General features: G+C 72.7%; 29 protein-coding genes. 16 read left to right on the forward strand and 13 right to left on the reverse strand.

The features are described from left to right. Positions 1 to 174 precede the first annotated feature (174 nt). The 5 genes from ABZW17_RS20095 (at position 175) to ABZW17_RS20115 (ending at position 5,625) form a co-directional block, all read left to right on the forward strand. Complete coding sequence (locus ABZW17_RS20095; RefSeq protein ID WP_354815896.1) at positions 175 to 1,071, forward strand: hypothetical protein; 897 nt, start codon at positions 175 to 177, stop codon at positions 1,069 to 1,071. Between the two features lie 246 nt (positions 1,072 to 1,317). Then, positions 1,318 to 1,653 (forward strand): hypothetical protein, encoded by a 336-nt coding sequence (locus ABZW17_RS20100; RefSeq protein ID WP_354815899.1) that lies wholly within the window; start codon positions 1,318 to 1,320, stop codon positions 1,651 to 1,653. Positions 1,654 to 1,748: 95 nt separating this feature from the next. Beyond that, positions 1,749 to 3,131 carry a DHA2 family efflux MFS transporter permease subunit gene (locus tag ABZW17_RS20105; RefSeq protein WP_354815902.1) on the forward strand — a complete coding sequence of 461 codons (1,383 nt, stop codon included), beginning with the start codon at positions 1,749 to 1,751 and terminating at the stop codon, positions 3,129 to 3,131. An 83-nt stretch (positions 3,132 to 3,214) separates the two neighbouring features. Further along, complete coding sequence (locus ABZW17_RS20110; RefSeq protein ID WP_354815905.1) at positions 3,215 to 4,708, forward strand: alpha/beta hydrolase; 1,494 nt, start codon at positions 3,215 to 3,217, stop codon at positions 4,706 to 4,708. Positions 4,709 to 4,779: 71 nt separating this feature from the next. Then, a complete protein-coding gene (locus ABZW17_RS20115; protein WP_354815908.1) occupies positions 4,780 to 5,625 on the forward strand; it encodes a GDSL-type esterase/lipase family protein in 846 nt (281 codons plus the stop codon). 9 nt (positions 5,626 to 5,634) lie between these two features. Here ABZW17_RS20115 and ABZW17_RS20120 read toward each other — a convergent pair whose 3' ends face one another. Continuing rightward, positions 5,635 to 5,805, reverse strand: a complete 171-nt coding sequence (locus tag ABZW17_RS20120; protein ID WP_354815911.1) for a hypothetical protein — start codon at positions 5,803 to 5,805, stop codon at positions 5,635 to 5,637. A 170-nt stretch (positions 5,806 to 5,975) separates the two neighbouring features. Here ABZW17_RS20120 and ABZW17_RS20125 point away from each other — a divergent pair, with 170 nt between their 5' ends. Further along, a complete protein-coding gene (locus ABZW17_RS20125) occupies positions 5,976 to 6,413 on the forward strand; it encodes a GNAT family N-acetyltransferase (protein ID WP_354815914.1) in 438 nt (145 codons plus the stop codon). Here the strand turns inward: ABZW17_RS20125 and ABZW17_RS20130 are convergent. Both ABZW17_RS20130 and ABZW17_RS20135 read right to left on the reverse strand, forming a co-directional pair. Then, positions 6,410 to 7,069, reverse strand: coding sequence for a hypothetical protein (locus ABZW17_RS20130; protein ID WP_354815917.1), 660 nt, complete (start codon positions 7,067 to 7,069; stop codon positions 6,410 to 6,412). The genes ABZW17_RS20125 and ABZW17_RS20130 overlap by 4 nt on opposite strands. 101 nt (positions 7,070 to 7,170) lie before the next feature. Next, entirely contained in the window at positions 7,171 to 7,866 is a 696-nt protein-coding gene (locus tag ABZW17_RS20135) for an SDR family oxidoreductase (protein ID WP_354815920.1), read from the reverse strand. Between the two features lie 103 nt (positions 7,867 to 7,969). Here ABZW17_RS20135 and ABZW17_RS20140 point away from each other — a divergent pair, with 103 nt between their 5' ends. The 3 genes from ABZW17_RS20140 (at position 7,970) to ABZW17_RS20150 (ending at position 10,503) form a co-directional block, all read left to right on the forward strand. Then, positions 7,970 to 8,884, forward strand: a complete 915-nt coding sequence (locus tag ABZW17_RS20140; RefSeq protein WP_354815923.1) for a LysR family transcriptional regulator — start codon at positions 7,970 to 7,972, stop codon at positions 8,882 to 8,884. 195 nt (positions 8,885 to 9,079) lie between these two features. Beyond that, positions 9,080 to 10,243, forward strand: coding sequence for a lytic murein transglycosylase (locus ABZW17_RS20145; RefSeq protein ID WP_354815926.1), 1,164 nt, complete (start codon positions 9,080 to 9,082; stop codon positions 10,241 to 10,243). Positions 10,244 to 10,248: 5 nt separating this feature from the next. Next, positions 10,249 to 10,503: a hypothetical protein gene (locus tag ABZW17_RS20150; RefSeq protein ID WP_354815929.1), complete on the forward strand. Its 255-nt coding sequence runs from the start codon at positions 10,249 to 10,251 to the stop codon at positions 10,501 to 10,503. A gap of 21 nt (positions 10,504 to 10,524) precedes the next feature. Here ABZW17_RS20150 and ABZW17_RS20155 read toward each other — a convergent pair whose 3' ends face one another. Beyond that, the gene (locus ABZW17_RS20155) at positions 10,525 to 11,295 is read right to left on the reverse strand and encodes a TetR/AcrR family transcriptional regulator C-terminal domain-containing protein (protein WP_354815932.1); all 771 of its coding nucleotides are present in this window, start codon (positions 11,293 to 11,295) and stop codon (positions 10,525 to 10,527) included. A 60-nt stretch (positions 11,296 to 11,355) separates the two neighbouring features. Between ABZW17_RS20155 and ABZW17_RS20160 the strand changes: the two genes are divergently transcribed. Continuing rightward, complete coding sequence (locus tag ABZW17_RS20160; protein ID WP_354815935.1) at positions 11,356 to 11,769, forward strand: DUF1992 domain-containing protein; 414 nt, start codon at positions 11,356 to 11,358, stop codon at positions 11,767 to 11,769. Here the strand turns inward: ABZW17_RS20160 and yidC are convergent. Both yidC and ABZW17_RS20170 read right to left on the reverse strand, forming a co-directional pair. Then, positions 11,752 to 12,396 (reverse strand): membrane protein insertase YidC, encoded by a 645-nt coding sequence (yidC, locus tag ABZW17_RS20165; protein ID WP_354815938.1) that lies wholly within the window; start codon positions 12,394 to 12,396, stop codon positions 11,752 to 11,754. The genes ABZW17_RS20160 and yidC overlap by 18 nt on opposite strands. A gap of 62 nt (positions 12,397 to 12,458) precedes the next feature. After that, the gene (locus ABZW17_RS20170; protein WP_354815941.1) at positions 12,459 to 12,731 is read right to left on the reverse strand and encodes a DUF6412 domain-containing protein; all 273 of its coding nucleotides are present in this window, start codon (positions 12,729 to 12,731) and stop codon (positions 12,459 to 12,461) included. Between the two features lie 70 nt (positions 12,732 to 12,801). On the opposite strand from ABZW17_RS20170, the gene ABZW17_RS20175 reads away from it, so the two are divergent. The 3 genes from ABZW17_RS20175 to ABZW17_RS20185 all read left to right on the forward strand — a co-directional run bounded on the left by ABZW17_RS20175 (position 12,802) and on the right by ABZW17_RS20185 (position 15,517). Beyond that, positions 12,802 to 13,923, forward strand: a complete 1,122-nt coding sequence (locus ABZW17_RS20175; protein ID WP_354815944.1) for a metallophosphoesterase — start codon at positions 12,802 to 12,804, stop codon at positions 13,921 to 13,923. 82 nt (positions 13,924 to 14,005) lie between these two features. Continuing rightward, entirely contained in the window at positions 14,006 to 14,740 is a 735-nt protein-coding gene (locus ABZW17_RS20180) for an alpha/beta hydrolase (RefSeq protein ID WP_354815947.1), read from the forward strand. Positions 14,741 to 14,869: 129 nt separating this feature from the next. Continuing rightward, positions 14,870 to 15,517 (forward strand): HAD family hydrolase, encoded by a 648-nt coding sequence (locus tag ABZW17_RS20185; RefSeq protein ID WP_354815950.1) that lies wholly within the window; start codon positions 14,870 to 14,872, stop codon positions 15,515 to 15,517. Here ABZW17_RS20185 and ABZW17_RS20190 read toward each other — a convergent pair. After that, positions 15,507 to 15,974 (reverse strand): NUDIX domain-containing protein, encoded by a 468-nt coding sequence (locus ABZW17_RS20190; RefSeq protein ID WP_354815953.1) that lies wholly within the window; start codon positions 15,972 to 15,974, stop codon positions 15,507 to 15,509. The two genes, ABZW17_RS20185 and ABZW17_RS20190, sit on opposite strands and share 11 nt — an antisense overlap. A 114-nt stretch (positions 15,975 to 16,088) precedes the next feature. On the opposite strand from ABZW17_RS20190, the gene ABZW17_RS20195 reads away from it, so the two are divergent. Then, positions 16,089 to 16,514, forward strand: a complete 426-nt coding sequence (locus ABZW17_RS20195) for a DoxX family protein (RefSeq protein ID WP_354815956.1) — start codon at positions 16,089 to 16,091, stop codon at positions 16,512 to 16,514. A gap of 19 nt (positions 16,515 to 16,533) precedes the next feature. On the opposite strand, the gene ABZW17_RS20200 is transcribed toward ABZW17_RS20195, so the two are convergent. The 5 genes from ABZW17_RS20200 to ABZW17_RS20220 form a co-directional block, all read right to left on the reverse strand. Beyond that, positions 16,534 to 17,136, reverse strand: coding sequence for an ATP/GTP-binding protein (locus ABZW17_RS20200; protein WP_004561734.1), 603 nt, complete (start codon positions 17,134 to 17,136; stop codon positions 16,534 to 16,536). Further along, the gene (locus tag ABZW17_RS20205) at positions 17,117 to 17,488 is read right to left on the reverse strand and encodes a DUF742 domain-containing protein (protein ID WP_004561733.1); all 372 of its coding nucleotides are present in this window, start codon (positions 17,486 to 17,488) and stop codon (positions 17,117 to 17,119) included. The genes ABZW17_RS20200 and ABZW17_RS20205 overlap by 20 nt, the downstream gene beginning before the upstream one ends. Next, on the reverse strand, positions 17,485 to 17,904 hold the full coding sequence (locus tag ABZW17_RS20210; protein WP_004561732.1) for a roadblock/LC7 domain-containing protein: 420 nt from the start codon (positions 17,902 to 17,904) through the stop codon (positions 17,485 to 17,487). Before ABZW17_RS20210 ends, ABZW17_RS20205 begins: the two co-directional genes overlap by 4 nt. Beyond that, positions 17,904 to 20,450, reverse strand: a complete 2,547-nt coding sequence (locus ABZW17_RS20215) for a nitrate- and nitrite sensing domain-containing protein (protein ID WP_354815960.1) — start codon at positions 20,448 to 20,450, stop codon at positions 17,904 to 17,906. The genes ABZW17_RS20210 and ABZW17_RS20215 overlap by 1 nt, the downstream gene beginning before the upstream one ends. Positions 20,451 to 21,049: 599 nt before the next feature. Continuing rightward, positions 21,050 to 21,706 (reverse strand): transcriptional regulator, encoded by a 657-nt coding sequence (locus ABZW17_RS20220; protein ID WP_354815963.1) that lies wholly within the window; start codon positions 21,704 to 21,706, stop codon positions 21,050 to 21,052. A 195-nt stretch (positions 21,707 to 21,901) separates the two neighbouring features. Here ABZW17_RS20220 and ABZW17_RS20225 point away from each other — a divergent pair, with 195 nt between their 5' ends. After that, positions 21,902 to 23,758 carry an AMP-dependent synthetase/ligase gene (locus ABZW17_RS20225; protein ID WP_354815966.1) on the forward strand — a complete coding sequence of 619 codons (1,857 nt, stop codon included), beginning with the start codon at positions 21,902 to 21,904 and terminating at the stop codon, positions 23,756 to 23,758. Here ABZW17_RS20225 and ABZW17_RS20230 read toward each other — a convergent pair. Beyond that, positions 23,755 to 24,654 carry an SDR family oxidoreductase gene (locus ABZW17_RS20230; protein WP_354815969.1) on the reverse strand — a complete coding sequence of 300 codons (900 nt, stop codon included), beginning with the start codon at positions 24,652 to 24,654 and terminating at the stop codon, positions 23,755 to 23,757. The genes ABZW17_RS20225 and ABZW17_RS20230 overlap by 4 nt on opposite strands. Positions 24,655 to 24,957: 303 nt before the next feature. On the opposite strand from ABZW17_RS20230, the gene ABZW17_RS20235 reads away from it, so the two are divergent. Further along, positions 24,958 to 26,205 carry an MFS transporter gene (locus ABZW17_RS20235; RefSeq protein WP_354815972.1) on the forward strand — a complete coding sequence of 416 codons (1,248 nt, stop codon included), beginning with the start codon at positions 24,958 to 24,960 and terminating at the stop codon, positions 26,203 to 26,205. Positions 26,206 to 26,422 lie beyond the last annotated feature (217 nt).

Raw genomic sequence — 26,422 nt, forward strand, 5'->3', positions numbered from 1 at the left:
ACATTCGGCCGCACCTGCCGCTGCCCGTTCGGGCAGCGCGAGCCATCGGTTTTCCGATGCCACCGCGAAAGGAACCTATTGGCGGCACCCCGCGCACCCGGCCTACGGTCGAAGGCACGGCGATCTGGGGTTCTCTTCGCCGTCCACTTGTCACGAACCGAACCGGAGTTTCCCTTGCGCATCAAGCAGATCGGCGCCGCGCTGGCCGCGGCCGCCGTCTTCGCCCTGCCGGCCGCGCCCGCCCAGGCGACGTCGAGGATCATCCCGCTCGACCTCGCCGCCGGGCAGCAGCCGGAAAACATCGCGCTGGAGCCCGACGGCTCCGCCGACCTCACCTTCGCCTACACCGGGGAGATCGGCCGGGTCTCGCCCGGCGGCCGGGTGAGCGTCATCGCCCGGATCCCGGTGCCCGCCGACGGGGACGTCCCGGTGGTGCACAGGAAGCTGTTCCTCGGCGGGATCGTGCGCGCCCCCGGCGGTGACCTGTACGTCGCCGTTTCGACCGGCACGGCGGCGACCGGCCTCTACCGGGTGCGGCCCGGGATCCCGCCGGTGCAGGTGGCCGCGCTTTCGCCGGCCGGCTTCCAGAACGGCGTCGCCCGGGATCCCGCCAGTGGCGACCTCTTCGTCGCCGACTCGTTCGGCTCGGTCGTCCGGCGCGTCTCCCCGCGCACCGGGCAGGTCACCGACTGGGCCACCGGCGAACTGCTCGCGCCGGTGACCGGCTTCGGGGCGAACGGGGTGAAGGTGCACGACGGCGCGGTGTGGGTGTCCAACCTGGACCGCGGCACGCTGGTCCGGTTCCCGCTCACCGGCGCGCCCGGCCGGGTCGCCGCCTCGGGGCTCGGCCCGGTCGACGACTTCGCGTTCCACGGCGACACCGTCGTCGCGGCGGTCAACCAGGACAACCGGGTCGTCACGACCGGCCGCGACGGGACCAGGACGATCCTGTCCACTTCGGATGGTCTGGCCAACCCGACGTCGGTCGCCGTCCGCGGTGACACGCTGTACGTGGCCGACAGCGCGTACTTCGGCGGCTCGCCCAACCTGCTGCGCACCCACCTGCGGTAAAGGAATCGGCACGTGCATCCGCACACCGATTGTGCACGCGCCTTCCGGTGATCACGGCAATCGGTTGCTGTGAACCAAAACCACCGGTAAGTTGGCGAAACCCCGGTGCTCGGCCATCGGTCACCGGGGTTCGCGCTGCTCGGCGGAGGCGGGGAGGCCACGCCGAGAGAGCGCTTTCCGGCGGTCAGGGGTCGCCGCCGGGCGGGGCAGGAGGGAAGCAGTGCCTGGGTGTTCCGGGGAACGGTCATGGCCGACCACGTGACCGAGCCGTACCTGGTCGGGCTCGAAGCCATCGCGGGTGAGCTGTTGCGCGGCAAGTGGTGCGTCTACCTGCACGAATGGCTCGGCGACGACGACGATCTCCCCGCCTGGCAGGCCCGGGTGGCCGCCCACGCCGAACGCGCCGGCGTCGAGGTGTGCTTCGTCGAGATCCCGCGCAAGGACATGACACTGGTGGCCAACGTGCGCGCGCTGCCGAGTTTCGAGCAGGTCACCGAATCCGTGGCCGCCCTGGAGCACTACCGCGGCCTGGCCGCGGGACGCGGGTGGCGGGGCGCGGCCGCCCGCCGGTCGGCCGGATAGCCCAGCCGGGCCTGTCCCACCAAGCGGGACGACACTGTCGCGCCCGGCAGCTCGCCGTTGACCTCGACCTTTGTCGAACTTCTACCGTCGTCGGCATGACCACCGCACCCCCGATCCCGCGCACCGTCTGGCTCGCGTCCGGCGTGCTGGCCCTGGGCGGCTTCCTCGGCAACATGGACGCTTCGATCGTCGCCGTCGGCCTCGAGACGATGCGCGACAGCCTCGGCGTCGCGCTCGCCGGGATCCAGTGGGTCGCCACGGCCTACCTGCTGGGCCTGTCGGCCGCGCTCCCGCTGACGCCGTGGCTCGGGCACAGGTTCGGCGCCGGCCGCCTGTGGCTCGGCGCGCTGGCCGCCTTCCTGCTCACGTCGGTGGCGTGCGCGCTCGCCCCGGACGCCGGCACGCTGATCGGCGTCCGCGCCGTGCAGGGCATGGCCGCCGGGGTCATGGTGACCGCCGGGCAGACCGTGATCGGGCTGGCCGTCGGCCCGGAACGGCTGGGCCGCACCATGGGCACGCTGGCGCTCGTGGTCGGGCTGGCGCCGGTCGTCGGGCCGAGCGTCGGCGGGTTCCTGCTCGCGCACTTCTCGTGGCCGGTGCTGTTCTGGCTGAACGTCCCGATCGGACTGCTCGCGTTCGGCCTGGCCCTGCGGTACGTGCCGCGCGGCGACCGCGGGCAGCCGCCGCCGGTGGACTGGCGCGGCCTGGCCCTGGTGTCGCTCGGCCTGCCGCTGCTGGTGTACGCGCTGACCGAACTGGCCACCCCCGGCTCCCTCGACGTCGCACTGGCGAGCATCGGGGCCGCGGCCATGGGGTTGTTCGCCTGGCGGTCGTTGCGCGTCCCGCACCCGGCGCTGCGGCTGCGCCTGGCCGCGCGGCCGGTGCTGGGGTCCGCGCTCGCGTCCGTGCTGCTCGGCGGCGCCGGGATGTTCGGGGCCGTGCTGGTGCTGCCGCTGTGGTTCCAGGTCCGGCTCGGCGCCGGGACCGCCGAATCCGGCGTCCTGCTCGCCCCGATGGGGCTGGCCACCACGGTGTTCGTGGTCGTCGCCGGCCGGCTGACCGACCGCTACGGCGGCGGCACCGTCTCGCTCGCCGGGTCACTGGTGGTGCTGGCGAGCACCGTGCCGCTCCCGTGGCTGGGCCCGGACGCGCCGATGTGGCTCGTCCAGGCCCTGCTCCTGGTCCGCGGCGCCGGACTCGGGCTTTCCGTCATGCCCGCGTCGACGGCGGCGTACGCGTCGGTCGCCGCCGCCGAGCTCGGCCACGCCACCGCGCTGGTGAACATCGTCATGCGCGTGGGCGGCGCCCTCGGCGGCGCGCTGTGCGTGATCGTGCTGTCCCGGGGACTGGCCGCCGGCCCGGCCACCGGGTTCGGCTGGGCCTTCGGCGCGCTGACGGCGGTGTGCGCGCTGGGCGCGGTGGCCACGGCCGGGCTCCGGCGCGCCGAACGTTCGTCCACAGTGGACACCGCGGCCTGATTCACCAGGCAACCTGGCGCGATCCCCGGATCGGTGATTTATTGGAGTCGATCGTGCACTGTCGGTGAGGGGAAGGACTGGGCATGACGGGGGTCAAGAAGCGGTTCCTGACGGCCACGGCCGTCACCGCGGTACTGGGCAGCCTGCTGGCGGCGCCACCGGCCTCGGCCGCAGGCAGCGTCGACTGGCAGCCGTGCGCCGACGCGCCCGGCGCCGAGTGCGGCACGGTGACCGTGCCGATCGACTGGGCCCACCCGGACCGGGGCACCACGACGATCGCGCTCGCCCGGCGCAAAGCCACCGATCCGCAGGCCCGGATCGGCTCGGTGCTGATGGACCCGGGCGGCCCCGGGGGCGCGGGCGCCGGCGAGGTCAAGGCCGGCTGGTCGCTCTCGGCCGAGGTCACCAAACGCTTCGACACCGTGGGGTTCGACCCCCGCGGCGTCGGCGACAGCACCCAGATCAAGTGCGGGCTCGCCGAGCTGATCGCCGACCACCCGCAGGTTCCGCGCAACCGGACCGAATTCGAGCAGCTCGCGCAGTACAACCGCAAGCTCGGCGAGAGCTGCACCCGGATCACCGGGCCACTGGCGCAGTCCGGCGACACGAAGAGCGTCGCGCGGGACATGGACGCCATCCGCGCCGCCCTCGGCGAGCCGAAGCTGACCTACTACGGCGTCTCCTACGGCACGCTGATGGGCCAGCAGTACGCCGAGCTGTTCCCGGACAGGGTCCGCGCGCTCGTGCTGGACAGCAACATGGACCACTCGCAGGTCACCGCGTGGGAGTTCCTGCAGAGCGAGACGCAGTCGGTGCAGGCGGAGTTCCGCGAGTTCGCCGCCTGGTGCGACCGGACGCCGGCCTGCGCGCTGCACGGCCGGGACGTCTCCGCGCTGACCCGCGGCCTGCAGGACAAAGCCGCGCGCGGCGAGCTGAAGGACCCGCAGAGCGGCGAGGCGATCACCCCGCTGGACCTCGCTTCGATCATCCAGGGCAACTTCTACGGCCCGAGCTGGGACAGGCTGGCGAAGGTGCTCAAGTCGTTCGCGGACGGCACGGCGGCAGCGTCGGCGAAGCTGCGCGACGACATCGGGGTCAACACCGTCTTCCAGAGCGTGTTCTGCGACGACTGGCGCCTGCCGGTGCACAGCTTCGCCGAACTCGAGGTCTACCGCCGGGCGGCCGCGGCCTTCGCGCCGGACGTCAAGGTCAGCTCCCTGGGCTGGCGGGCGGTCACCGGCTGCCTCGGCTGGCCGGGCCCGGTCGGCAACCCGCAGCACCCGCTGCAGGTGCACGGCGCGCCGCCGCTGCTGATGCTGAGCAGCCGGTACGACCCGGCGACACCGTACGCGTGGTCGCAGGCCGCCGCCCGGCAGAGCGGCAGCACGCTGCTCACCTACGACGGCTGGGGCCACGGCGCCTACTTCAAGCAGAGCCCGTGCGTGACCAAGGCGACCGACGACTACCTGATCACCGGCAAGCTCCCGGCCCGGGGCACGCACTGCGCGGCGGTCGAGCCGGGCGCGGCGCAGGCCCAGGTCGCCGGACCGAAACCGCCGTCGACGATCGCCTTCTGACGCTTCCGCCGCGTGGCCGGGACCGGCAAAATCGGTTCCGGCCACGCAACGGCGCGCGGAAGGAGCCGGTCATGGGGTTCAGGAGCAGGGTTCTCGCCGCCGCGGCGGCCGTCCTCGCGCTGACGTCGCTGGCGGCGGCGCCCGCGGAGGCAACCGGTTACCACGGCCGGTACCTCGCGCTCGGCGATTCCGTCGCGTTCGGTTACCGGCCCGGCGCCGTCACCCCGCCCGCGGACTACCTGGATGCGGCCAACTTCCGCGGTTACGCCGAGAAGTACGCGGCCCTGCGCGGGCTGCGGCTCGCCAACGCGTCCTGTCCCGGCGAGACGACGGCGAGCATGCTGACGGCCGGCGCCCAGAGCAACGGCTGCGAGAACTCCCTCGGCTCCCCGGCGGGTTACCGGACGGCGTTCCCCCTGCACGTCGCCTACCCCGGCACCCAGATCGACTACGCCGTGGCGTTCCTGCGCGCCCACCGCGACACCCGGCTGGTGACGCTGACCATCGGCGCCAACGACCTGTTCCTCTGCCAGGACACCACCCCGGACCACTGCACGAGTTCCTTCCCGGCCGCACTCGACCGGCTGGGCCGCAACCTCGCCGCCATCCTCGGTGCCGTGCGGGCGAACTACCGCGGTGACCTGGTGCTCGTGTCCTACTACTCGCTCGACTATCGGGATGCGGCCCAGGTTTCGCAGGTGAAGGCGCTCGACGCGCTGCTGGGGCAGGTGACCCGGCGCTACCACGGCGCGGTCGCCGACGGCTTCACCGCGTTCCGGCTGGCTTCCCTGCGGTCCGGCGGCGATCCCTGCGCGGCCGGGCTGCTGATCGCGCTGCCCGGCGGGGGCTGTGACGTCCACCCGACCGCGGCCGGGCACCGGGTGCTGGCCGCGGCGCTCGCGGTGGCGGCGCGCTGAACCGGACGGCTACCGCGGTTTGCGCCGCCACAGCCCGGTGACGACGGCCAGCGCGCGGGCGCCGGGCGAGGGCGTCCGGACGACGGGCTCCGGACCGAGCCGGCGGCGCTGCCGGTAGGCGAGTTCGAGCACTTCGAGGTCTTCGGGCCGGCGGCGGCCGTGCACATCCGGCCGCAGCATCAGCTCCCCCACGGTGACGGGTCTGCCACTGGCACGGTGCGCCGTGCGCGCCATCAGGAACCTCCGCTGGATTTCGCCGACCGGGCCCCGATTCTATGAATTCGTTTCGGGTTCGTCACCTTACTGACGAGTTGTGTCCCGCGCGTGTCCGTCCACGTTAGCCTCGCGCCATGATCACCATCGGGGGCCTGACCGAAGAAGACCGCCCGGCCTGGGAAAACCTGTTCGCCGGCTACAACAGTTTCTACGGCCGGACGCTCGCGCCGGACCTGGTGGACCGGGCCTGGCGCGAGTTCGCGAGCGGCGCGCGGATGCACGCGCTCGGCGCGCGGCTCGGCGGCGAACTCGTCGGCATCGTCCACTTCCTGACGCACGCCAGCACGACGTCGGCCGACGTCTGCTACCTGCAGGACCTGTTCACCGACGAGAAGGCCCGCGGCCGCGGGGCGGCGCGCGCGCTGATCGAGGCCGTCGCGGACTGGGCGCGGACGCAGGGGTGCGGCCGCGTCTACTGGCACACGCAGACGTCGAACACGACCGCCCGGCGGCTCTACGACCGGGTCGCGCTCGACAAGGGGTTCATGCAGTACCAGCTCCCGCTGGGCTAACGGCGGTGGCGGCCACAGCCGTCGTGCCCGCCACCCGGGAAGCCCACCGGGCGGCGGCCGGCCCACATCGACTGCCAGTCCGGGACTTCCGGGCGGCCGCGCGACCAGAGCGGGACGTCCGGGATCTCGTGGCGCACCGGTGCCGCCTGCGGGGGCAGTTTCGGTTTCGGCCGTTCCTTCACCTTGTCGACGATCTTCACAGCGCGCGCCAGGGTTCCGCGGCGTGCGGGCGAAACCACCACGGAATCCGATTCCGGCTCCGGTATCGGCGCCGGAGCGACGATTCCGCCCGGCTCTCCGGCCGGCGCCACGGATTTCGGAGCCGGGTTGGCCGGCGGCACGACGACGTCCGCCGGCAGCGGCACCAGCGCCACCGCCGGGGGTTCCAGGCCGGCCGGCGGCCAGGCCGCGCCCGCGGTCCGCGCCGGCGGCATCGACACCGCCGCGCTGACCCCGCCGGTCAACGCGAGCGCCCCGGCCACCACGGAGAACACCCGCAGCCGCGTCAACGACCGCAGGACCTGCGGTTTTTCGCGGTGGCGCGCTCGCGGGAGCACGAGCGTGTCCTCGTCGCGGTAGCGGTCGCCCGGTGCGTCGGACCGGCCCAGCAGCTCGGCGACGGTCACCCGCTCGGGGCGCGGAGCCCTACGTGCCATCAAACCCTCCACCTGGGCCGTCCGGACGGGCGGCAGCGCGTCCGGACGGCTGATCATAGGAATCGCCCCCCTTCGTGTAAAGGCTTGCTCACCCACCGTTCTCAGGCGAGCCGGCCGCCGCCGTCCACGTGCAGGACCGAGCCCGTGACGAACGGGTTCGCCAGCAGGTGGAGGGCGGCCGCCGAGACGTCCGCGGGCCGGCCCACCCGGCGCGCCGGGTTCGCCTCGGCGGTCCGGCGGAAGAACTCGGCCTTCGCCTCGCCGAGCCGGTCCCACGCGCCCGAGTCGACGATGCCCGGCGAGATCGCGTTGACCCGGACCGGCGCGAGCTCCACGGCCAGGGCCTCGGCGAGGAACGCCACCGCACCGTTCGTCGTCGCCATGACCGCCCGCCCGGGCACCGGGCGCCACGCGGCGACGCCGGAGAACAGGACCATCGCGCCGCCGTCCCGGAACCGCGGCGCGAAGTGCTTGGCCAGCATGAGCGGGCCGACCACCTTCGCGTCGAAGGCCCGCGCGACCGCGTCCCGCTCCAGCGTCGCGACCGGCCCGTTCGCCGGCGCCGCCGCCAGGGTGACCAGGAAGTCGATTTCACCCACCGCTTCGGCAAGCGCTTTCAGCGACGATTCTTCCGCCAGATCCGCGAATGCGGTCCGGACCCCCGGTTCGGCCAGCCGCGCCGGATTCCGCCCGGCCCGGATGACCTCGGCCCCGGCCGCGCGGGCGTCCACCGCGAGCTGCCTGCCGATCCCCGCACTCCCGCCCACGACGACCAGGCGCTTTCCCTCGAACGACATTTCCGTGCTCCTTCCGTTTCGCACCCCGGGTTCAGCGCCGGCCGGGCCGCGGACAATCCCGTCTTGATCCGAAGGTTTTCGATGGCTGCGATAGAATCGGCGAATGCCTACGCTGCGCGCGCTCGAGTGCCTGGTGGCGGTCCTCGACGCCGGGTCGATCACCGAGGCGGCCGCGCGGCTGCACCTGTCCCAGCCCGCGCTGTCCCACCAGATCGGCGCGCTCGAGCGGGAACTGGGGACGCCGGTGCTGGAGCGGCTGCCGCGCGGGGTCCGCCCGACCGCGGCGGGGCGGGCGGTGCTCCCGGACGCGCGGGCGGCGCTGGCCGCCGCCGAACGGGTGCTCCGGACCGGCCGCGCGGTGTCCGGCGGCGGCGAAGGCACCCTCCGGATCGCCTGCGCGGAGACGATGACCGCCGGGTTGCTGGCGCCGGTGCTGCGCGCCTGGCACCGCCACCGCCCCGAGGTGCGGATCACGCTGACCGAGACCACGAGCGCGGACGCGCTGGTCGAAGCCCTGGAAGCCGGCGAAGCGGACATCGCCGCCGGGCCGCGGCCGAGCCGCTGGACCGGGACGACCGACCTGGTGGGACGCGAGGAGATCGTCGTGGCGCTGGCCGCGGACCACCCCCTCGCCGCCCGGGCGGCCGTCCCGATGACCGCCCTCGCGGACCTCCCGCTGGTGCACTACCACCGGGACAATGGACTCGGCGGCTGGCTCGACCGGGAGGCGGCGCGGCACGGCGTGGTGCTCGAGGCGGTGATGCGGACCAAACAGGCGGCGACGGCGGCCCAGCTCGCCGCGGCCGGGCTCGGCGTGGCACTGGTCCCGACCACCGCGCTCACGCGGACCTTCGCGGGAGCGCTGCGGCGGCTGAAGCCGGCGCTGCACCGGGACGTCGTGACGTTCACCGCGACACCGTCGGATTCGCTCGTCCGGCGGTTTTCCTCGGACGTGCGGCACCGCGGGCTCACCGTCCCCGGTGTCCTGCTGGACAAACTGTCCGGAGGGGCACGTTAAGTTTCGGTGAATCTGACAGATTCCCTCCTAACGTTTTGTGCCATCCGGACGAACTTCTTCGTGAGGACCGGTTTTTGCTGCGCCATTCGCCAAAGTTCGGTTCCATCGGATAGTTTGCTCCTACCGGTCAGTACCGGTGGGTGAGGCCGATCGAGTGAGGCGATCAGCGACAGATCGAGGGAAGCGGGGACGACCATGCCCAAGCACCGGCCACGTCGCAGGAGCACGCGTTCGGTCCGCCGGACCGCCGCCGCGCTCGCGGGTGGGGCGCTCGTCGTGCTGCCCACGCTGACCACCGGCCTGCCGGCACCGGTCGTGGTCGCCGACGCCGGCAACGGCGGTGTCCTGCCGGACCGGGCCGCCCCGCAGCAGCAGCCGAACATCGTCATGCCGCCGATCGCCGTCGACGGCAGCCTGCCGCAGCCGCCGCTGCCCGAGCCGCTGGTCGTGCCGGGCGGGCGGGCCGGGTCCGCGGGCATCTCCGGGCCGCTCGGCATCCCGGCGAGCATGCTCAAGGCGTACAAGAACGCCGCCGGGATCCTCGCCAAGGAGCAGCCGAACTGCCACCTGGACTGGGCCCTGATCGCCAGCATCGGCCGGATCGAGTCGAACCACGCGCGCGGCGGGTACGTCAACGCGGCGGGCGACACGCTCGAGCCGATCCTCGGCCCGGTGCTCAACGGCGCGGGCGCGTTCGCCGCGATCCCGGACACCGACGGCGGCAAGTACGACGGCGACGCGCAGTGGGACCGCGCGGTCGGCCCGACGCAGTTCATCCCGTCGACCTGGCGCTCCTACGCCTCGGACGGCAACGGCGACGGCGTGTCCAACCCGAACAACATCTACGACGAGGCCCTGGCCACGGCCCGCTACCTGTGCTCGGGCGGCCTCGACCTCTCGACGGACGCGGGGCAGCGGATCGCCGTGCGCCGCTACAACAACTCGCAGTCCTATGTGGACACTGTGATGGCGTGGGCTTCGGCCTACCGCAGCGGCGTCGCGCAGCTGCCCGACAGCCAGGTCCCGATCGGCGCGCCGGACGCCCCGGACGCCGCCGCGGCGGGTGCCCCGGTCGGCGTCCCGGCGCCGCCGCCGGCCCCGCCGGTGGTCGTCGTGCCGCCGGGTTCCCTGCCGGGGACGACGACGTCGTCCTCCCCGACTTCGACCACCCCGGCCTCGACCACCCCCTCGTCGACGACGCCGACCTCCTCGACGCCCACGTCGACCCCGTCGTCGACGCCCACGACACCTCCGGCGACGACCAGCACGACCCCGGCCCCGTCGTCGACGGCGGCCAACACCCCGGCCGACTCGGCGGGCACCCCGGCCACGACCACGTCGACCAGCGCGCCGGGGTGAGCCGGGTGGACCCGTTCCTGGTGCACATCCGCTGCGACACCGACGGCTACACGCACGCGATCACCGAAGAGGAGTTCGCGTCGGGCCGCCACGAGGGCCGCTTCCACGCGGTCTGCGGCCACGTGGTCCTGGCGGCCCCGATGATCGAGGAACCCGGCCGCTTCGACCCGGTCTGCCGCGAGGTGCTGCGCGGCGGCGACGCGGAGCCGGCGGTGCCGAGGCAGGAGCGACGCCGCCTGAGGTGGCGCAGCCGGCGCTGACCGGCTGCGGCCTTCGCCGCGCTAGTCCACCAGGGCCTGGATGCCGTCGAGCATCCGGTTCAGCCCGAACTCGTACGCCGTGTCGCCCTGGGCCTTGGCGCCCTGGTCGAAGCCGCCGCCCAGCCAGATGCGGTTCATCGCCGGGTGGGCGTCCACCACGAAGTAGTTCTCCCAGAACGACGACCGCTGGTGCCACCACGCTTCGGTCGACTGCCCGGTACTCCGCTCCAGCCTCGTGTTCTCCGCGTCGAGGGCCGCGTTCGCGTCGATGTACGTGCCGATCCCGTTGGCCGCCGCGACCGCCTCCCGTGGCGGCAGGCCCAGCACGTCCATGATCGACAGCAGGTACTCCTGCCCCGCCAGCTGCCCCGGCCCGAGCGGCGGCCGGACGCGCGACACCTCGCACAGCCACGGGTGCTCCCGGTACGCCCGCCGCGTCCGCTCGGCGTAGAGCGCCACCTGCTCGCGCCAGTCCCCCGGGCGCGGCTCGCCCGGCCCCGGCAGCCGCCGTCCGACGAGCACGTCGTCGACCATCAGGTCAACCAGCTCCGCCTTGCCCGGCACGTACGTGTACAGCGTCATCGTGCCCGCGCCCAGCTCCTTCGCCACGCGGTGCATCGACGCGGCGGCGAGCCCGTCGGCGTCCGCGACCGCGACCGCCGCGGCGACGATCCGCTCGATCGTCAGTGTCGGGCGGCGGCCCCGGGTCGGTTCGCCGGTGCCGCCGCGGCCGCGCCACAGCAACGCGAGCGTGCGGTCGATGTCCTCGGCGCCACTGCGTTCGGCGGTCATGCGGTCCCCTCGCTTTTCCCCGGAGATTACCCTGGACGGCAGACCGAGGGGGTGTCACCGATGACCGCACGCAAGCCGCCCAAGGTGTCCTTCCGCTGGTGGGTCGACCGGCAGATCGCCGAAGCCCGCGAGCGCGGCGAGTTCGACGACCTGCCCGGCACCGGGCAGCCGCTGCCGAAACCCACGGGCCACGACGCGGCGACCGAGTGGGTGCTCCGCGAAGTCCGCAAGGGCGGCCACGACGCGAAAGCGCTGCTGCCGCCGGCGCTCGCGCTCAAACGCGAGGTCCAGGACCTGCCGGACCGGCTCGCCGCGGAGCGGGCCGAACGGCGGGTGCGGGAGCTCGTCGAGGACCTCAACACCCGCATCCGCCAGGCCTACCTCAACCACCACACGGGCCCGCCGCTCACGGTGGCGCTGGTGGACGTCGAAGAGGCGGTCGAGCTCTGGCGGCGCTCACGAGCCGCGTCGTAGCAACGCCCGCTCCGCCGCGGTCCACGCCGTGGTGGTGAGCAGGTAGATGCCGGCGGCCTGCGGCACGACCAGCGTGGCGAGCACGGTGCCGAAGGGCAGCAGCCGCAGCAGCTTCCCGCCCGGGACGTCACCGGCGGCGGGCTGCCGGCGCACGGTGAACCACGCCACGACGGCGAGCCCGGCCGCGATCACGAACACGAGCGGGCCACCGGCCAGGCCGTGCGCGCCCAGCGGCGTCCCGAGCAGGGTCGCGCCGAGCAGCGAGTTGGGTTCGCCGCTGATCGTGGCCGTGGTGAACAGGCGGTACATGACCGTGAAGAACGGCAGCTGCAGCAGCATCGGCAGGCAGCCGACGAACAGCGACGTCCCGGACTCCTGCTGCAGCTTCGTCATTTCCGCGGCCAGCCGGTCGCGGTCGCGGCCGTGCTTTTCCTGCAGCGCCCGGAGCTCCGGCAGCAGGGCGGCCCGGGCACGCTCGCCGCGGGCCGCCGACCGGGCGAGCGGGTGCAGCAGCAGCCGCACGGACACCGTGAAGACGACGATGGCCAGCGCCGCCGGCAGCGGGCCGCTGAGCCAGTGGATGAGGTGGTACGCGCCGGCGACGGGCACGTCGAGAAAACCGAACATGGGCAGCACTCCGCACGAGTGAAGGGATGGGGGTGAGCGGAATGGCTGCGCTGGGCCGGAACCTAGGCAGCCGTGCTGCCGGAACCGGGTGCTCGTGGCCTGCTGCGGCCGGGTGCGCCGGGATCGCGCAGGCGGATCGACTCGGCGCGGCGGGCCCGGCGGCGCAGGGCCGTGACGCGGCTGCGCACCGGCGACGACCACAACGCCAGCTCACTGCGGTGCGTGCTGCCGACGAGCAGCACGACCAGCAGGCCGGCGGCGGCCAGGGAGGCGAAGGCGACCAGCGCGGTCGGGCTGGCCAGCACGGGGAACGCCAGCTCCAGCACTGTGGTCACGGGCGCCCCCCTTCCTCCGGCTCCAGAGTAGCGAAACCGGTAAGAGCCCGGCGGGCTGTAATCTGGTTCGATGAGAGGCCAACTGGTCGTCGTCCCCCTTCTGGCGCTGCTCGTGCTGTTCAGCGTGCCGTGGTGGACGCTGGTGCTGGCGCCGGACTGGGGCACCGCCGGCACGATCGCCGGGACGGCGCTGTTCGCACTGGCCATGGTGGCGATGCCGGTCGCCATGGTCCGCGGGCACGCGCGGCGGCAGCAGGACGGCGCCGCCCGGCTCGGCGACTCGCTCCTCGCGGTGATCTGGGTGCTGTGGAGCTGGTCCGTGCTCAGCCTGGTGCTGCGGGTCGCACTGCTCGGCGTCGACGACCCGGTGCGGTCGCGGATCGTCGCGGGCGCCACCGTGCTGGTCGCCGCCGGGCTGCTCGTGCACGGCAACCGCGTCGCCATGCGGGTGCCGCCGGTGAAGGCGGTCGACGTCGTCATCCCGCGGCTCGGCCCGGGCCTCGACGGCCTGCGCGTCGCCGTGCTGACCGACACCCACTTCGGGCCGATCGACCGCACGAGGTGGTCCGAGCGGGTCGTCGCGGCGGTCAACGCCCTGGAGGCGGACGTCGTCTGCCACGCCGGCGACCTCGCCGACGGCGCGGTCGCGAAGCGCCGCAAGCAGGTCGACCCGCTCGGCGGCGTCCAGGCCGGCCTCGGGCGGTTCTACATCACCGGCAACCACGAGTACTTCGGCGAGGCCCAGGCGTGGCTGGACCACATGGAGGGGCTCGGCTGGGACACGCTGCACAACCGCTCGACGCTGCTCGAGCGCGGCGGCGACCGGATCCTGTTCGCGGGCATCGACGACCCGACGGGCACGGCGTCCGGCCTGCCGGGCCACGGCCCCGACCTGGCCGCGGCGCTGGCCGGCCGGCCGGCGGACGTCCCGGTGGTGCTGCTGGCGCACCAGCCGAAGCAGGTCCGCGAGGCCCGCGAGGCCGACGTCGACCTGCAGATCTCCGGGCACACGCACGGCGGGCAGATCTGGCCGTTCCACCTCCTGGTGCGCTTCGACCAGCCGACGCTGTCCGGCCTGACCCGGCACGGGGCGACCCAGCTGTACAACAGCCGGGGCACCGGGTTCTGGGGTCCGCCGTTCCGGATCTTCGCGCCCAGCGAGATCACGCTCCTCACCCTGCGCTCGGCCTGATCCCCTTTTCGCCCGCTTCGGCGGGGCCACCGACAACTTTTTTTGTCTTGACAGCTTGCCCCTTCGGGTTCAGGCTGTCCGCATGACGACGACAACCTCGGCCGACGGCGCGATGTGCTACCGCGGCTCCTCCCCGAACGACGCGCTGGCGAAGGAACTGGCCGCGCGCTTCACGGTGTACACGTACGACCGCCGCGGCCGCGGCGAGAGCACCGACACCGGGCCGTACGCGGTCGGCCGCGAGGTCGAGGACCTGGCCGCGGTGGTCAAGGAAGCGGGCGGCGAGGCGTTCTTGTTCGGCATCTCCTCGGGAGCGGTGCTGGCCCTCGAAGCGGCCCGCAGCGTCCCGGCACCGAAGCTGGCGCTGTACGAGCCCCCGTTCGTGGTGGACGGCTCCCGCCCCCGCGTCCCGGCGGACTACGCGACCCGGCTCGCGTCGGCGTTGCAGGAGGGCAAGCGCGGTACGGCGGTCAAGATGTTCATGACCGAAGGCGTCGGCCTGAGCGGCGTGACGGTGGCGTTGATGCGGATCATGCCGTTCTGGGCCAAGCTGAAGCGGGTGGCCCACACGATCCCGTACGACACGGCGGTGCTGGGCGACCGGCAGTCGGGCAAGCCCCTGCCGGCGGCTTGGCCGGAGGTCCGGGTCCCGACCGCGGTGATCGACGGCGGCCGCAGCCCGGAGTGGATGCGGAACGGGGTGGCATCGCTGGCGAAGGTGCTGCCGTCGGCGGAGTACCGGACGCTGCCGGGCCAGACCCACATCGTGAAGGCGGCGGCACTGGCCCCGGTGCTGACGGAGTTCTTCCTGAGCTGACCGATCACCCGGGAAACGGCGGGATCGGCGAATCGAGCGCATCGGCCGCGACCGGTTCGAGGTCGACGTGGTCGTCAACGCGTCACAACTCCCTTGCCTGAACGATCACCGACCGGGCATCGTGCAGGCGTGCCCACCCGCGCTCTGGTCTTCGACTTCGACGGCACGCTCGCCGACACCGAGTCCGCCGTTCTGCAGGCCTGGCAGGAGGTCTTCCGCGCCCACGGCACCGAACTCCCGCTCGAGGCCTGGTACGCCGTCATCGGCACCCAGCACACCACGCCCGCCATGTTCGCCCTGCTCGCCGAACGCGCTCCCGGCGTCGATCCCGATGCCCTGCGGCCGGTCACCAAAGCCCGCGTCCACGAGCTGCTCGAGACCCTCGGCCCGCGCGACGGCGTCGAAAGCTACCTTGAAACCGCGCGCACCCAGGGCATCAAGCTCGCCGTCGCCTCCAGCTCGTCCGGGGCCTGGGTCAACCCGCACCTCGAACGCCTGGGCATCGCCGGCTACTTCGACGCCGTCCTCACCGGCGACCTCCACCGGGCCAAACCCGACCCCGACCTCTACCTCGCCGCCCTCGACGCGCTTCGGACCCCGGCGAACGAGACCCTCGCCTTCGAGGACACCCCGCACGGCGTCACCGCCGCCAAGGCCGCCGGGCTGACCTGCGTCGCCGTGCCGAACGCCATCACCGAACGGCTCGACTTCCGGCAGGCCGACGTCGTGCTGCCGTCGTTCACCGCCAAGCCGCTGGAAGCGCTGCTCAGCCGCTGACCAGCGCGAGCAGCCGGTCCAGGAACGGCAGCTGGCCCTTCACCAGCTTCTCCCGGGCGACCACCACCGGGAACCACGCCACCCGGTCGACCTCGGGGAACTCCTGCTGCCGGCCCGAGCGCGGCGGCCACTCCATGGTGAACGTCCCCGGCACCACGGCCGCCGGGTCGAGGTCGGCCGCCACCGCCCACGCCGTCACGACCTTGCCGCCCGACTGCTTCACCTCACCCAGCGGGACGTACTCGCCGGACGGCGCCGGCAGCCCCAGCTCCTCGGTGAACTCCCGCCGCGCCGCCGCCTCCGGCGGCTCGCCGGGGTCCAGCTCGCCCTTCGGCAGCGACCACGCGGCCGCGTCCTTCTTCGCCCAGAACGGCCCGCCCATGTGCCCGAGCAGCACTTCGACGTCGTCGCCGCGGCCGCGGTGGAGCAGGAGCCCGGCACTCTGTTTGCCCGCCATCGGCCCATCCTCCCGAAACCCGGCGGAAGAAATCCCGGCGGGGTTGTCGATCCGGGGAGAAGTCACTCGACGCGTAGGCAGAAGGCAAGCAAGCCCCAGGGAGAGGAACCCGTCATGACCGCCACCATCGCCCGCGAAACCCGGACCAAGACCCCGGCCCAGGTCAAGAGCACCGTCATCGGCGCCAGCCGGATCGTGATCTCGTTCCTGTTCGGCTGCCACGGCCTGCAGGGATTCGGCTTCTTCGGCGGGATCGACGGCCAGGGCGGCGGCGTCCCGTTCGGCTCGTTCCCCGGCTGGTGGGGCAGCGTCTTCGAGCTCGTGGGCGCGTTGCTGCTGCTGGCCGGGCTGGCCAGCCGGCCCGCCGCGATCCTGCTTTCCGGTGTGATGGCCTACGCCTACTTCACCGTGCACGCACCGATGGGGCTGCTGCCGCTGCAGAACATGGGCGAGCCCGCCGCCGTCTACGCGTGGGTCTTCCTGCTGTTCGCCGCGATCGGCCCGGGCCGCTTCGCGCTCGACAACCTGCGCAAGCGCTGACGAGCGGAGCGCGGTCCGATCAGTAGCCGCCCTGGGCGGCCGCGAGGTCGGACCGCGCCATCACGTGTTCCATCAGGCTGGTCAGCACCTGCTTCGTCGACTCCCGCTCGCGGGCGTCGCACAGCAGCAGCGGGACGTCCATGCCGACGTCGAGGGCCTGCCGGACCTCTTCCGTGCCGTAGCGGTACGCGCCGTCGAAGCAGTTCACGCCGACGACGAACGGCAGGTTGCGGCGCTCGAAGAAGTCCACGGCCGCGAAGCAGCTGTCGAGCCGGCGGGTGTCGGCCAGCACGACGGCGCCGAGCGCGCCTTCGGCCAGCTCGTCCCACATGAACCAGAACCGGTCCTGCCCGGGCGTGCCGAACAGGTACAGGATCAGGTCCGGGTTGATCGTGATGCGGCCGAAGTCGAGCGCGACCGTCGTGGTGGTCTTCTGCTCGACGCCGGACAGGTCGTCGACCCCCTCGGAGGCGGTGGTGATGACCTCCTCGGTCCGCAGTGGCGGCACTTCGCTCACCGAGCCGACCATCGTGGTCTTGCCGACCCCGAACCCGCCGGCGATGAGTACCTTGACCGCGGTCGCGGTCAGGTTCCGCCGGGGGTCAGAGTTTCCGGATGCCATCAAGAACCGCCTGCAATACGTGTCGGTTGGGGGTTTCCTGGACCGGTGCCGCGGTACGGAACAGCACCAGGTTCTGCTCGATGAGGTCGCTCAGCATCACCTTCACCACGGGCAGCGGGAGATCGACCCGGGCGGCCACCTCGGCCACCGAGACCGGCCGCTGGCACAAGGCGATGATGCGCGCGTACTCCGGTTCGAGCATGCCCGCCTCGTGCGCGGTGCGCAGGGCGACCACGAGCGTGATGAGGTCGAGCCCGAGTGTGTCCGACCGGGTGCGGCCGCCCGTGACCGCGTAGGACCGGACCAGCGGGCCGGCCTCGTCGTCGAACCAGGCTTCGTGCCGTGCGCTCACGGCGACGTGGGCTGGACGCCGGCGCCGGTCCGCGGGGCCGAGGTGAGGACCTGGCCGACGCGCTTCACCATCAGGTTCATCTCGTACGCGACGAGACCCATGTCCGCGTCTTCGCGGGCCAGCAGGGCGAGGCACGCGCCCCGCCCGGCCGCCGTCACGAACAGGAACGCGTGGTCCATCTCGACCATCGTCTGGCGGACGTTGCCGCCGCCGAAGTGCCGCCCGGTGCCGCGGGCCAGGCTCTGGAACGCCGAAGCCACCGCGGACAGGTGTTCGGCGTCCTCCTCGGAAAGGTTGCCCGACCGCCCGATGAGCAGGCCGTCCGAGGACAGCACCACCGCCCGGTCCGCCCCGGCGACCCGCTTGACGAGGTCGTCCAGCAGCCAGTCGAGCTCGTGGGCGCCTGAGTTGACCATTACTCGCGCTCTCCGTACCTGTCGTCGTTCTCGGGAAACTCTTCGTCACGGGCCCGCCGGGTGCCCTGCTGGAAGGCGGACAGCCTGCTGCGGGCGGCTTCCGGCGAGTCCAGCCGGACCTCTTCGCGCTCCGCCGCGCTCGCGGGCTTGTCCTCCCGCAGCTGGGGCACGAGGCTCTGCTGGCGTCGCCGCTGCGGCAGCGGCGGACGGCCGGGAGCCTCCGGGCGGCGCGGCTGCTGCGGCCGGCCTTCCGGCGTCGCCGACCGCGGCTCCTGCGGGGGCCACACCGGCTGCTGCGCCGCCGGGCGCGCCGGGCGCGAGGTCCGGGCGGGCGGGGCGGGCGGCCGGATCGGGGCCACCGCCGGCTGGGCCTGCGTCGGCTGGCTGACCGGCTCCGAGACGGACCCGGCCGGGACCGGCGTCGGCGCGGACGGCGGCTGCGACCGCTCCGGGGCGGGCGGCGGGACGGTGACCGGCGGGACCGGCGTCGGCGGCGGGGTCACGGCCGCGGGCGCCGTGACGGGTGCCGGCGGGGCGGGCGGCTCGGTGCGGTGCCGGGCCGGGCGGCGGACCGGCCGCTTGAGCGGCGCGACCTCGTCGTTGGCCGTGGTCTCCGGCTCCACCGGGTTCGGCACGAGCTCCGGCTTCGGCGGGGTGATCGGCTGCTCCGGCTCGGTCTCCGCCAGCGGGGCCAGCAGGTCGGTGCGCACCAGCACGATGGCCCGGGTGCCGCCGTAGGCCGACTCCCGCAGGTGCACCTGGATGCCGTGCCGCGCGGCCAGCCGCGCGACCACGAACAGGCCCAGGCGCGGCTCGTCCGACAGCGCCATGATCCCGAAGTCCGGCGGGGCGGCCAGCATCGCGTTGATCTCTTCGGTCTGGTCCGGCTCGAGCCCGAGGCCCTGGTCCTCGACCTCGATCACGACACCCTTGCCGACCACGTTGCCGCGGATCTCGACCCGCGACTGCGGCGGCGAGAACGACGTCGCGTTGTCGATCAGCTCGGCGAGCAGGTGCACGAGGTCGCCGACGACCGGGCCGCGGACGGCGATCTGCGGCAGCACGGCCGACTTGACCCGGGCGAAGTCCTCCGTCTCGGCGGACGCACCGCGGACCAGCTCGGCCAGCCCGACCGGGTTGCGCCACTGCCGGCCCGGCTGCCCGCCGCCGAGGATGATCAGGTTCTCCGCGTTGCGGCGGGCGCGGGTGGAGAGGTGGTCGAGCTGGAACAGCGTGTCCAGCTGGTCCGGGTCCTCCTGCTTGCGCTCGGCCTGGTCGAGCACCTTCAGCTGGCGGTGCACGATGACCTGGCTGCGGTGGGCGATGTTGAGGAACACCGTCTTGGTGCCCTCCTTGGTCTTCGCCTCGTCGATGGCGGCCGCGATGGCGGTCTGCTGCGCCTTGTTGAACGCGTCGGCGACCTGGCCGATCTCGTCGGTGCCGTGGTCGAGGAAGTGCCCGCCCTCTTCGAGGTCGACGGGCTCGCCCGCCTGGACCCGGGCGACCAGCTCGGGCAGCCGGACCTCGGCCGCGTCGAGGGTGTCCTCCCGCAGCCGGTGCAGGCGGCCGATGAGCCGGTTCGACAGCCGGACGGCGACGAACACCACGAAGACCGCGAACAGGACGGCGATCACACCGGCGATCAGCGACTCGGTGAACGTCGAGTCGGCGTCGTCGATGGCGGCCTGGCTCGCGTTCGAGCTCTGCAGGACGAAGATGCCCATCAGCGCGGTGCCGACCTGGCGGGCGGCCGCGCGCCACTGGTCCTGCGGCACCGGCAGCTTCGACAGGTCGCCGCGCAGGAACGCGGTCTCGACCTGGTTGACCGTCTGCCACGGCTGGCTGGCCAGCAGCTGGTCGTACTTCGCCTTGACGTCGGGGATCATCTTCGGCGCCGACGCGTCGAGCTGGGCGTGGTAGGCACCGACCTGGCCGACGTAGGCGCGGAAGTCGTCGTTGGTGAGGCCGCCCGCGGCGAGCCCGGCGGCGGCGAGCGCGTCACTGCGCTGCATCGCGTCGGCCGCGGTGAACAGCGGGATGGCGGTCAGCCGGTCGAAGGCGTTCTGCGCGCCACGGGCGTTCTGCGCCAGCCCGGCGACACCGTCGGTGAACTGGTCGAACAGCCGGTTGTAGTAGGTGAACGCCTGGCTGATCTGCATCTGGCCGCTGTCGACCGCCTGCCGGGTCTGCGGCAGCTGCTGGAACAGCCCGAAGAACGTGGCGATGTTCTTCTGCACGCTCGGCGGGGTGTTGTCGTAGTCGGCGAAGTTGTCGCGGAGGTTCTCGATCTCCTTCGCGGCGGTCGCGTCCGTCTTCGGGCGGACGGCCGCCAGCACGGCACGCTGGTTGCTCTGCCCGGCCAGCAGGCTCAGGGTCGCCTGGCGCTCCTGCTGGAGCGCGGCGAAGAACGGGATCGCCGGGGCTTCCGAGTTCCGGATCCGGCTGGTGTAATCGCGAGCGGTGACCGCGTCGTAGATGAGGTAACCCGCGAGGGCCACGCCGACCAGCAGCAGGGCCACACTGGGGATGAGCGCGATCGTGAGCACGCGCTTCCGAATCGAGGATCCCCGGTTGCGTCGAAGAGAAATCTGCTTCACCTGGGTCCGTTTTCCTTCCGGCAGTACATGGTTTCGGGTCGCCCGAGGTGGTCTGCACCCGGATTCCGACCAGCCGGATCAACATCACCGTGGTCTGCTTCGCCCGCGACGACGTTAGGCAGCCCTCCTGGGCGCGTCAAGTCCGTGGCGAGAACGTGATCTTGGAACGGTGACCCGTCAACACTTGCTGCCTGCGCTTCGAAAGTCCACCACCGTAAGTCGTGAGCTTCGTCGCAGGGCGACTTTCGTTCCACGCACGTATGTGAGTACTGGAAGCGCTCCCGGCACCGCGGCGCGATCCGGCCGGCACCCTCTACGTACGACAGCGGCGAATCGTTCGGTGACAAACATCACGGACCCGGGCGAGCACCCCGGAAGACCGCGTTCGTCCGGAGTGGACAGCCCCGGGAAAGCGGAATGGGCAGGATCGGCGGGCGCGGCCGCGGATTCCCCGGGCCGGAAGCCGAAATTCCCGTCAATCCGCAATCGCAGCCGACCGGGCACGCTGCGCTGACCCCGGTACCGGTTCCGCGGGACGGGCGGCCCCGTCAGCCGGGGAACTCGTCGGCCAGCGTGTTCCAGAAGAGCAGCTCGTAGCTCTGGAACAGCCGGGCGCAGCGGTGCGCCTCGCGTTCGTCGAGCCGGTGCGCGTCGAGACCGGCCTGGATCGCGGCGAGCGCTTGTTCTTCTATTTCCGGAACGTCCGCGGCAAAAAAGTCGAAGAACGCGCACTGCTCGTCCGTGAACCCGTAGTGCGCGCGCATGCCCGCCGCGACGTCCCGGCAGTACCGGCCGAAGGCGGAGAAGTTGGCGAAGATCCCGGCCGCGGTCGCCGACGACTCGCCGTTCAGCGCGAGCCAGGCGACGTACGCCGGATACGCCTGGCAGCCCGCGCGCGGCCGTTCCTTCCCGTGGTCCGGACCAGTCGCCGCCAGCAGACCGTCGAGCATCCCGTTCGCCTGCTGCTCCCCCGGCGCCAGCCCGCCGAAGAAGCTGCGCGCGTGCGGTTCGCCGGCCCGCGCGGCCAGGGCGTGGAAACTCCGCCAGTCGCTGAGGGTGATCAGCTTCTCCTCCGCGGCGAGCGCGGCGAACACCGCGCGCGGCGCCCGGCCGGCGGTGATCAGCGGCACGAGCCGGTTGTCGCCGTCGCGCGGCGCGAGTTCGGCCTGGATCTCCTCGAGCAGCTGGCGCGCCGACCGCGTCATGGTCCCCCCAGTCGTCCGTGACCCCTCCATTGAAGCGCGGTTCCCGCGCGGACGCTCGTGTACACAGTGGACGGTCGTGGGGGCCTGACCGGGATGTCCGTTTCGACGGGGGTGCTTGACGTGGCCGCGATTCTCTATCCACCTGCGTCGGGAGCCCCTACAGTGTGGCCATCCGGAGCACCGAGGAGGCCAGCGTTGACCACCCCGTCCGTCGCCGAGCAGACCGAGGGTCAGACGATCCCGCGGCTGCTGCACCGCAACGCGGTCGAATACCCCGACCTGCCGGCGATCACCTCGCTCGACATCGAAGGCCAGCCGACGTTGAGCTGGCTGGAGTTCCGCACGGCCATCGCCGAGGTCTCCCGCGGGCTGGCCGGGCTCGGGCTCGCCGCGGGTGACCGGGTGCTGATCATGGCGCCGGGCTGCCCGGACCACATCGTCGCCGACCTCGCCGCGGCGCACCTGGCCACGATCCCCTGCACCGCCTACGCCACCCTCAGCCCGGACCAGATCCGGTTCGTCGCGCGGCACAGCGCGGCGCCGGTCGTGGTGCTCGGCGGGGAGAACGAGCTGGCGCGCTGGCGGCCGGTGCTCGACGACCTCCCGGCGCTGCGGCACATCGTCGTGCTGGACGCGACGGCGATCCCGGAAGGCGACGACCGCTTTCTCGCCTTCGCGGACCTGCGTGCCCGGGGCCGGGAAGCGCTTGCCGCCGACCCGGACGCTTTCGAACGGTCGTGGCGGCAGATCAAGCCGGACGACCCGCTGTCGATGATCTACACCTCCGGCACCACCGGCGACCCCAAGGGTGTCGTGCTCTCGCACCGCAACGCGATCCACCAGGCGTACGCGGTCACCGAGCTGCACCACCCGCCGATGCACGCGACGAACATCGCGTACCTGCCGCTCGCGCACATCGCCGAGCGCGAACTGTCGATCTACCTGCCGATCGTCTGGGCGGGGCACGTGCACACCCTGGCCGACCCGTCCGGCGTCGTCGGCGCGCTCGGCAAGGTGCACCCGCAGAGCTTCTTCGGCGTCCCGCGCGTGTGGGAAAAGATGGTCGCCGGGCTGAAGAACATGCTCGCCGGCGTGCCGGAGGACCGGCGCACCGCGCTGCTGCAGGCGAACGAGCTGCTGCAGCAGGGCTACAAGCTGCGCAGCGCCGGGCAGCCGGTGCCACCCGAGCTGGCCGAGAAGATCCGGCAGACCGACGAGGCCGCGCTGGCGCCGGTGCGCGCGCTGCTCGGGCTCGACAAGGTGCTCGTCGCCTCCAGCGGCGCGGCCGCCCTGCCGGTGGAGATCATCTACTTCATCGCCGGGCTCGGCATCGAGATCTGCGAGGTCTGGGGCCTGTCCGAGACGACCGGCGCGGCGACGTCCAACTCCGGCACGGACTTCCGCGCGGGTTCGGTGGGCAAGCCGCTCGACGGCGTCGAGGTGAAGGTCGCCGAGGACGGCGAGCTGCTGGTCCGCGGCCCGATCGTGTTCCTCGGCTACCTGCAGGAGGACGGCACGATCGCCGACGCCACCGACGCCGACGGCTGGTACGCCACCGGCGACATCGGCACGATCGACGAAGACGGCTTCGTGACGATCACCGACCGCAAGAAGGAACTGATCATCACCTCGAGCGGCAAGAACATCGCCCCGACGCGGATCGAGGGCCTGCTCAAGGAGCACCCGCTGATCGGCCAGGCGGTGGCGATCGGCGACGACCGCCCGTACGTGACGGCCCTGATCGTCATCGACGACGAGATCGCCCCCGGCTGGGCCGCGGCGAACGGCGTCGAGGCCGCGCCGGAGGAGCTCGCCGACCACCCGGCGGTCCGCGCCGAGCTGGAGCGCGCGGTCGAGTCGGCCAACAGCAGGCTCGCCCGGATCGAGCAGATCAAGCGCTACCACGTGCTCCCGAAGACGTGGACGCCCGAGTCCGGCGAGCTGACCCCGACGCTCAAGCTCAAGCGCCGGGTCATCAACGACCGCTACTCGGCCGACATCGAGGCGTTGTACGCGGCGACCCGCGACCCCGAGCCGGCCGCGGGTTCCTAAGCCGTGCGGGGCGAGGTCGACTCCGTCCACTTGCGCAGCCGCGGCGGGACGCGCTTTTCCAGGCCGTAGTTCTCCAGGTGGGCGGAGAAGACCTCGTCGAACGCCTTCTGCACGGTCTCGGTGTCCCACACCGGGCGCTCGAGGATCGGCTGCTTGAGGAACGGCTGGCCCATGACGTGCAGCTGCGGGCCGTTGCACCGGATCATCTGCCCGGTGATGCCATCCGAGCCCGCGCCGAGCAGGAACAGCACGACCGGCGCGATCCGCGCCGGCGTGCGGTCCGGCGGGCACGCGCGCAGCGACCGCTCGGACTTCCACACCATGCGCGTGTGCGCCAGCGGGCAGACGGCGTTGACGCGGATCCCGACGTCTTCGAGGTCGAGCGCCCAGGAGTAGGTCAGGGACGCGACCGCGCCCTTGCTGGCCGCGTACACGCCGAGCTTGCGCTGCCCGAGCGAAGCACCCGAGGAGATGTTGACGATCGAGCCGCCGGTGCCCGCGTCGACCATCGCCTTGATCGCCGCCAGCCCGGTGTTGACCACGCCGAGGACGTTCACCTGGACGAGCTCCCGCGCCTGCTCGGCGTCGTCCTCCCAGGGCAGCGCTTCGTAGTTCAGCCCGGCGTTGTTGACCAGCCCGTCGATGCCGCCGAACTCCTTGACGCACAGGTCGACGATGTCCTGCGCCTCGCCCGCCTCGGCCACGCTGTGCCCGCTCGCGACGGCGCGGCCGCCGTGCGCCCGGATGGTCTCGGCCGTCCGTTCCGCCAGCTCCGCGTCGACGTCGTTGACCACCACCGCCCCGCCCGCCCGCGCGACGTGCACGGCGAACGCCTCGCCCAGTCCCCGCCCGGCCCCGGTCACCACGACCGCCTTGCCCTGCATCAACCCGTCCATCGCTTCTCCCCGATCTGCAGCGCCGGCGGCGCGCGGTCCGTCCACCCCGGCCGGCTCCTGTCCAGTCTTGGCCCATTCGGTCCAACCCGGCATCGGCGCGACGACGAGCGGCCGCCGCCCTGCGCCGAGCGAGTCCGGTTCGATCAGCCCGGACGTACCCGCGCGCCGGTCACGAGGGGGTGACTGGCGGCCGTTCCGGGGACACCGGGGCGTGACCGGCGGCATACTGTCAGTGCTTTCCGGTGGTGGGACGTGACTCCACCGGACGGGGCCGTCACTGACGAGGCACAATGCGGACGGTCCATGTTCACTCGATCGGGGGACGGTGGTGACGAGGTGACGACGCGCGCGACACCCCGGCTCCGGGCCGTCCTGGCCAACCACGAGTTCCGCGCGCTGTGGTTCGCCGAGACGCAGTCGATGCTCGGCGACCAGCTGACCATCGTCGCGCTGGCCATCCTGATCTTCGACCGGACGGGGTCGCCGCTGCTGTCGGCGGTCGTCTACTCCCTGACGTTCCTGCCCGCGCTCGCCGGCGGGCTCGGGCTGTCCCAGCTCGCCGACCGGTACCCGCGGCGCGCGGTGCTCGCGACCGGCTCGTTCGCGCAGGCGGTGCTGATCGGGCTGATGGCCGTGCCCGGGATGCCGATGGGCTGGCTGTTCGTCCTCTTCGTCTTCGCCCGGCTGGCGAACGCGCCGTGCAACGCGGCGCAGAACGCGCTGGGCCGGGAGATCTTCGCCGACGACGACGTCTACCTGCAGAGCCAGGACCTGCGCGGGATCACGAACAACACCGCGATGCTGGCCGGGCTGGCCGCCGGCGGCCTGCTCGTGACGAGCATCGGCACGTCGTGGGCGCTGGCGATCGACGCGCTGACGTTCGTGATCGCCACCGTCGCCGTGCGGCTGCTGGTGCTGCGGCGGCCGGCCGCCGGGAACGGCGGCGGCCCGTGGTTCGGCGCCGTCCGGCAGGTTTTCGGCGACGAACGGCTGCGCGTGCTGCTCTACCTGTCCTGGCTCGTCGGCCTCGCGGTGATCCCGGAGGGGCTCGCCGCGCCGCTCGCCGCGCAGCTGGGCGCGGGTGACCAGGCGGTCGGCTGGCTGCTGGCCGCCGACCCGCTGGGGTTCGTCGTCGGGACGTTCCTGCTGTCGCGGTTCGTCTCGACGGAACACCGCCGCAAGCTGCTGGGCGTGCTGGCCGCCCTGCCGCTGGCCGCGCTCGCGGCCTTCGCGCTGAAGCCGAACCTGGCCGTCGCGCTGGTGCTGCTCGGGCTGGCCGGGGCGACCGGCGCGTACGTCATCACGGTGACGGCCACGTTCATCACGTGGGTGCCCAACGACATCCGGGGCAGCGCCGGCGGGCTCTACCGGACGGGGCTGCGGGTCGCGCAGGGCGTGGGGGTGGGGGTCGGCGGGCTGGTCGCGCAGGGCCTGGGGTCGGCGAACGCGACCATTGCGCTCGCGGGGGCGGTGGGACTGCTCGTGGCCGTCCCGGTCGCGTTGTCGTGGCGCCGGGTCGGGAGTGCGGAACCGGGGCCGGAGTCGTCATGAACGGTTTTTCCGCCGGATTCAGCCGTCACGGTTCGACATCGGTCGCCACCTCTCCGTACAGGGCAAGATCATGAATGACATTCAGCTGGGGACGGCGAGCAATTCGCGTCCGAGTCAGCCGTCGCGGTTCGACATCGGGTCGCCACCTCCGTCAAGCGAAGCATGAACAAGCTATTGCGCCGCGTTCGCGGTCAGTTCGGCCGCGAACGCGAGGTTC

Origin of the sequence: Amycolatopsis sp. NPDC004625, assembly GCF_040609695.1 — a bacterium.
Classification (GTDB): Bacteria; Actinomycetota; Actinomycetes; order Mycobacteriales; family Pseudonocardiaceae; genus Amycolatopsis.